Source organism: Pseudomonas sp. R11F (genome assembly GCF_050312575.1).
GTDB lineage: Bacteria > Pseudomonadota > Gammaproteobacteria > Pseudomonadales > Pseudomonadaceae > Aquipseudomonas > Aquipseudomonas palleroniana.
In genome coordinates, this window is record NZ_JBNPJU010000003.1 from 1 (window position 1) to 5465 (window position 5465).

At 60.7% G+C, this 5465-nt stretch carries 3 protein-coding genes and 2 tRNA genes; 2 read left to right on the top strand and 3 right to left on the bottom strand.

Features of this window, described 5'->3' with window-relative positions:
• Nucleotides 1-283: 283 nt before the first annotated feature.
• Nucleotides 284-2023 (top strand): dipeptidase, encoded by a 1740-nt coding sequence (locus ACQRBV_RS00205; protein ID WP_411984569.1) that lies wholly within the window; start codon nt 284-286, stop codon nt 2021-2023.
• Nucleotides 2024-2052: 29 nt separating this feature from the next.
• On the opposite strand, the gene ACQRBV_RS00210 is transcribed toward ACQRBV_RS00205, so the two are convergent.
• Nucleotides 2053-3708 carry a M24 family metallopeptidase gene (locus ACQRBV_RS00210; protein WP_411984568.1) on the bottom strand — a complete coding sequence of 552 codons (1656 nt, stop codon included), beginning with the start codon at nt 3706-3708 and terminating at the stop codon, nt 2053-2055.
• Nucleotides 3709-3786: 78 nt separating this feature from the next.
• On the opposite strand from ACQRBV_RS00210, the gene ACQRBV_RS00215 reads away from it, so the two are divergent.
• A complete protein-coding gene (locus ACQRBV_RS00215; RefSeq protein ID WP_411984567.1) occupies nt 3787-5271 on the top strand; it encodes a PLP-dependent aminotransferase family protein in 1485 nt (494 codons plus the stop codon).
• 38 nt (nt 5272-5309) lie between these two features.
• Here ACQRBV_RS00215 and ACQRBV_RS00220 read toward each other — a convergent pair.
• Together ACQRBV_RS00220 and ACQRBV_RS00225 are read right to left on the bottom strand one after the other, a co-directional pair.
• Nucleotides 5310-5385 (bottom strand) — tRNA-Gly (locus tag ACQRBV_RS00220).
• Between the two features lie 3 nt (nt 5386-5388).
• A tRNA-Glu gene (locus ACQRBV_RS00225) sits at nt 5389-5464 on the bottom strand.
• Nucleotide 5465: the final 1 nt, after the last annotated feature.

Here is a 5465-nt window from a genome sequence, read left to right on the forward strand (position 1 = left end):
TCCTTCTGAAATACCGCGGCGTCTTTGTTGGGGCGGCTGCGCCGCCCAGCGCGGGGCAAGCCCGCTCACTACAGAGTTTGTTTGCGGCAGGTTCTCTTAACTGACTGGCATTAGGGCAAGCCCCCTCCCACATTTCAGTCTTTATTGTCCTGACACCTGAGTACGATATTTCCCACACCAAGGCCTCCCTATAGCGACCTTGGTGATGGTAGTGTGTAGAAATGTTTCTGACTTATTGATCAGAAACCTCTTACTCACTATCTGCAAAGGAATGCCTCTGACAATGCACTTTCCACTCAAAAAACTGGTAGCCGCCACCCTGTTCGCAGCCAGCCTCTCGGCAGTCACCACACCCGCTTTCGCCAACCTCAGCGCCGAACAAAGCGCGACGATCATCAAGCATTTCAACGAAGCGCCGGCTACCGATTTCCGGGGTTTCCTCGGCACCCTGTCCAAGGGCGAGCTGGCGAAAACCGATGATGTCGGCCCGGCCATCGAGACCTTCCTGGCCAACAAACCGCTGACCGCCGACCAGCAGAACGAAATCAATCGTCTGCTCGGTATTTACACGCGGGTGAAGTACGGCAAGGCCGCCCTGGAAACCCTGCGCGAGCTGGTGGAGATCCCGACGTTCAATGTCGATGGCCTGCCGCAGTACAAGAACCCGGAATTCCTCAAGATCGCCGACAAGATCCAGAGCCTGGCCAAAGCGTTCAATCTGAATTTCCGCAACGTCGACAACCGCGTCTATGAAATCACCCTGGAAGGCAGCGGTGACGAAGTGGTGGGCATCCACGCCCACGCCGACGTGGTGCCCGTAACGCCGGAAAACTGGGTGCTCAAGGACGGCACCAAACTCGACCCGTTCAAAGTCACGCTGATCGGCGACCGCATGTATGGACGTGGCACCGAGGATGACAAGAACGGCATCGTCGTGGCCATGTACGCCATGAAAGTGATCAAGGAAGAAAAGCTGCCGCTGGCGCGCAACTTCAAGTTGCTGGTGGACACGACTGAAGAAACCTCCGGCGATGCGATCCCGTACTACTTCGAACACAACCCGGTTCCGCAATACAACCTGGCGCTGGATGGCGGCTACCCGGTGGTGATTGCCGAGAAAGGTTACGGCACCGTCATGGCCACCTTCCCGGTGCGCAAAGGTGAAGGCAAAGGCGCCGAGATCATTTCGATGACCGGTGGCATGGCCACCAACCAGATTCCTTCGGTATCGGTGGCCACTCTGGTCAGCGACAAGCCAGCTGAACTGGCGGCCAGCCTGGAAAAAGCCGGCGTTGAATACGCCAAGCAGAATGGCGGCGACTTCGAGGTGGCGGCCAAAGTGGTCGGCAACGAGGTCAAGCTGACGGTGACCGGCGTGTCCGCTCACTCCTCTGAACCGGAATCCGGTGTGAACCCGGTGGCGCGCATGCTGGTGCTGATCCACAGCCTGGACGGCAAGATTGCCCTCAAACACAACCACATCACCGACGCCGCGCGGTATGCCGCCGACAACTGGGGCCTGGATTACCTGGGCGGCAAATTGGGCGTGGGCTTCTCCGACGCCTTCATGGGGCCGCTGACCACCTCGCTGACCTTTGTCGGCCAGGATGCCAAAGCCTTCAAACTGGCGGTGAACCTGCGCGTGCCGAAGGGCAAGACGCCGCAAGTGCTCAAGGCCGAAATCGCCGACAAGCTCAGCGCCTGGGACAAGCAAGCCAAGATCAAGGTGGACTTTACTTACTCGGTGGCCGAGCCGATGTACCGCAACCCTGAAGGCGAATGGGTGAAAGCCCTGCTCGCCGTGGCCAGCGAAAACCTGGGCATGGAACACAAGTTCGGCACTTCGGCCGGCGCGACCTCCGTGCACGAATTGCCCAATGGCGTGCAATTCGGCCTGGCGCGCCCGGAAGTCAAATACACCGGGCACACGGACGGCGAGTTCAAGAGCGTCGAGCAGTTCCTGCTCGACCTGCAGATCGTCACCGAAATGATGGGCCGTGTGGGGCAACTGCCCAAGCTCTGAGGTGATTTGAGCCCGCCGCAACGGCGGGCTCAACGCATCAGGATATCTTCGAAGAACCCACCGATGGGCAGCACGGGGTGACAAAGCTGGATCTCCAGCACCCACACCATTTCGCTGGGGGTGATAGCCAAGTCAGCCAGTTCCTTGTTCCCGAACAACGCATGGGGAAAATCCGCAATGCGGTGACCGGCCAGGTTGCGTGACAGCCGCCAGCCTTTGTCCACGGCGCGGCGTTCGGCAAAGTCATACAGTTCACAGCCGGTCATGCCTCGCAGCCAGGCTTCGCGGGTTTCATCGAAGACTTCATGCAACACCTGGCGGCACTCCAGGTGCGACGGCGCCTCGCCGAAGACAAAGGTATCGCCGTAGTCCCCTTCATAGCCGTCCCAGACCGGGCCAAGGTCCACCACCACGATGTCGCTGGGGCGCAATGTGCGCAGCGGGTCGATGCCTTCCCGGGATGGGCGCACCGTATCATCGCCAAAGCGGATGTAGGTGGGATGCCAGGTATGTGAGGCACCCATGGTTTGCAATTGCTGGGCGGCCATTTCGAGGGCGGCACCCGTGGTCATGCCCACCTTCAGTTGGCTGGCGATCGCGGCCAGTGCACGCACACTTTTCTCACGTGCCGCGAGCATGCCGTCGAGGGAATAGCGCGGCCCGACTTTTTCCCAGGTTTGATCCAGGTTGTCGAGCAGCGTATCGGCGCCGGACTGGCCACTGGGCACAAAGGCCTCTGCGATAAACCGATGGGCCGGCAAGCCCGCGTCCAGGCAAGCTGCACGCGCCTGGTTGATCATTACGCTGTTGCCGCAGGCATACACCTGAGCCGCCTCCCAGGCGTGCCCATGGCTCAGCGCAACCTCCTGCACCCTGCCCTCGGTTGCCAGTACCGGGTGCCAATGAAAATGCGCAGAGTCGATGACCGCCTGATCCAGGAATGCGCGGTCGTAGAAATCTGCCGCCTGTGCGCCGCCCCAGTAAAACGTCACCGGCACATCCTGTTGCAGGGCGGTCAGCAAGATCGGCTTGATACCCGCGTAGCCGGTGCCCGTGGCGAACAAGACCACAGGCGCAGCGGCATCGTCCTGCCAGGTGCAGGCACCAAAAGGCCCTTCCAACTGCAACAGATCGCCGGCCTCGAGGTCATCCAGAAGCGTCTCGGAAAACAGCCCGCCGCGCACCCGGCGAATCTGAAACACCAGGCGCCCATCGCCTTCGGCCGGCAGGTTGGCGATCGAGAAGCAGCGCGAGTCACCGCCGACCAGGCGAAATTTGAGGTACTGGCCCGGCCGCACGGCCAATGGCTTATCCGGCATCAGGACCAACTCCGTGATATCGGCGCTGAGTGCGCGCTTGCCCAGCACCGTCGCCTCGACAACCAGCGCGGGCGTGTCCAGCGACCAGCCGGGAATTTCCAGGCGCATATCGGCGCACGCATGACTTTGGCACAACAGCATTTCATTGGCCGCCAGAGGGAAGCATGGCGCAGGGGCGCCGGGCGCCAGTGGCTTGGCCCGGTAGTGCCCCGCAGTGACGATGACCTTGCAGGATCCGCACGCGCCGCGACGGCAGGAAAACGGAACGGACAGGCCGCTGGCAAGCATCGCGTCCAGCAATAGCTCGTCACCGGCTTCAAAGGTTTTCCCCGAGGGGGCGAGTTCGATGACATGGCGTGTATTCATAAAGACCTCGGGGTGAGTGAGGCTTGATTGTTGCGCTAGACTAGGCCCATTAGAAACCTCCAGTTTTGGATACTTCAGATGGTCCAGATGCGTAAATGGCGTCCGTTGCTCAAGTTGGATGAAAACACCCGCCAGGCCTCCTATCGCAAGATCGCCGAGGGCCTGGTGGCTGCGATCGTCGACGGGCGTCTGTCGCCGGGCACGCTGCTGCCGGGCACGCGAGAAATGGCGCAGTTGCTCGACGTCAACCGCAAGACGGTCATCCTGGCCTATGAAGAAGCCCTGACCAAAGGCTGGCTGATCAGCGAGCCGCGACGTGGGACGTTCGTCAATACGCAACTGGCGCCCACGCCAACGCCGCGCGGCGCACAACAGTCTTTTGCCCCGCCATTGCTGGAACAAGCGAACGTCGCGTACTTCACCCAGAACGCCCAGGTGATCGCCCTGCAACATCGGCACGACGCGCTGTTTTTCGATAACGGCGCCTGCGACCACCGCTTGCTGCCCCAGGCCGTGCTGCATCGCTACTACCGCAACGCGCTGCGCAACAGCTTTACGTCCAACTGCGTGCGTTACGGTAGCGAAGGCACCGGCTATGAATTGCGTTGCGCACTGGCGCAGATGTTGCGCAATAACCGTGGGTTGGCCGTCAACGCCGAGAATATCTGCCTGACCCCAGGCACTCAGGTATCGCTGTTCCTGACCGTCGGCCTGCTGATCCAACCGGGGGACGTGGTGCTGGTAGAACGCTTGAGCTATCCCCCCGCGTGGGAAATCTTCCGCAAGCTCGGGGCGCAATTGGTCATGGTCGATATGGACGACGAAGGCTGTCGAACGGACCACATCGAGCGGCTATGCCACATACACAATGTGAGGATGATTTACCTCACGCCGCACCATCAATTCCCCACCACCGTGAGCCTGCATGCAGCACGTCGACAACAGCTGCTGGCACTGGCGGCGCAGCACAATTTCTGCGTGATCGAAGAAGACTACGACCACGAATACCATTTCAACGGGCGGCCGTACTTGCCGTTGGCCAGTGATCACGCACAACGTCATGTGATCTATATTGGCTCGTTATCCAAAGCGTTGGGCGCAACCTTTCGTTGCAGCTACGTCGTCGCCCCCGCCAGCGTGATTGAAGTGCTGCAGAGGAGCGCGGCATTGGTGGTGGGAGACAGCGACGCGGTCGCGCAGAAGATGCTGGCCGACCTGATCAACCAGGGCGAATTGAAGAAACACCTGCGCCGCGTTTCAAAAGAATACGCCGCGCGTCGGGAGGTGCTGCAGAGCTGCCTGCAGGAGGCATTTGGCGACCGTATCCGGGTACGCGAGCCGGAGGGTGGCCTCGCGCTCTGGGTGCGGTTCGAGGATGACACCGACGTCGATCAACGGGTCAACGCCGCCCAGGACCAGGGCATCGTGGTGCGTAGCGCCCGTCAGTTTTCGCCGATGAACCTGCCGGAAAATGCCCTGCGCCTGGGTTTTGCCTCACTGGATCGGGATGAGATCCGTCAAGCCACGCAGCGGCTGGCAAGGGTGCTTAACGCGCACAAATAAAAACGCCGATCATTGCTGATCGGCGTTTTCATTGAATATGGAGCGGGAAACGAGACTCGAACTCGCGACCCCGACCTTGGCAAGGTCGTGCTCTACCAACTGAGCTATTCCCGCAAATGGCGTCCCCTAGGGGACTCGAACCCCTGTTACCGCCGTGAAAGGGCGGTGTCCTAGGCCACTAGACGAAGGGGACA

What these genes read in the sequence shown, in the direction of transcription:
- ACQRBV_RS00205 (WP_411984569.1), top strand. Translation starts at nt 284, where the DNA reads ATGCACTTTCCACTCAAAAAACTGGTAGCCGCCACCCTGTTCGCAGCC.
- ACQRBV_RS00210 (WP_411984568.1), bottom strand. Translation starts at nt 3,708, where the DNA reads ATGAATACACGCCATGTCATCGAACTCGCCCCCTCGGGGAAAACCTTT.
- ACQRBV_RS00215 (WP_411984567.1), top strand. Translation starts at nt 3,787, where the DNA reads ATGGTCCAGATGCGTAAATGGCGTCCGTTGCTCAAGTTGGATGAAAAC.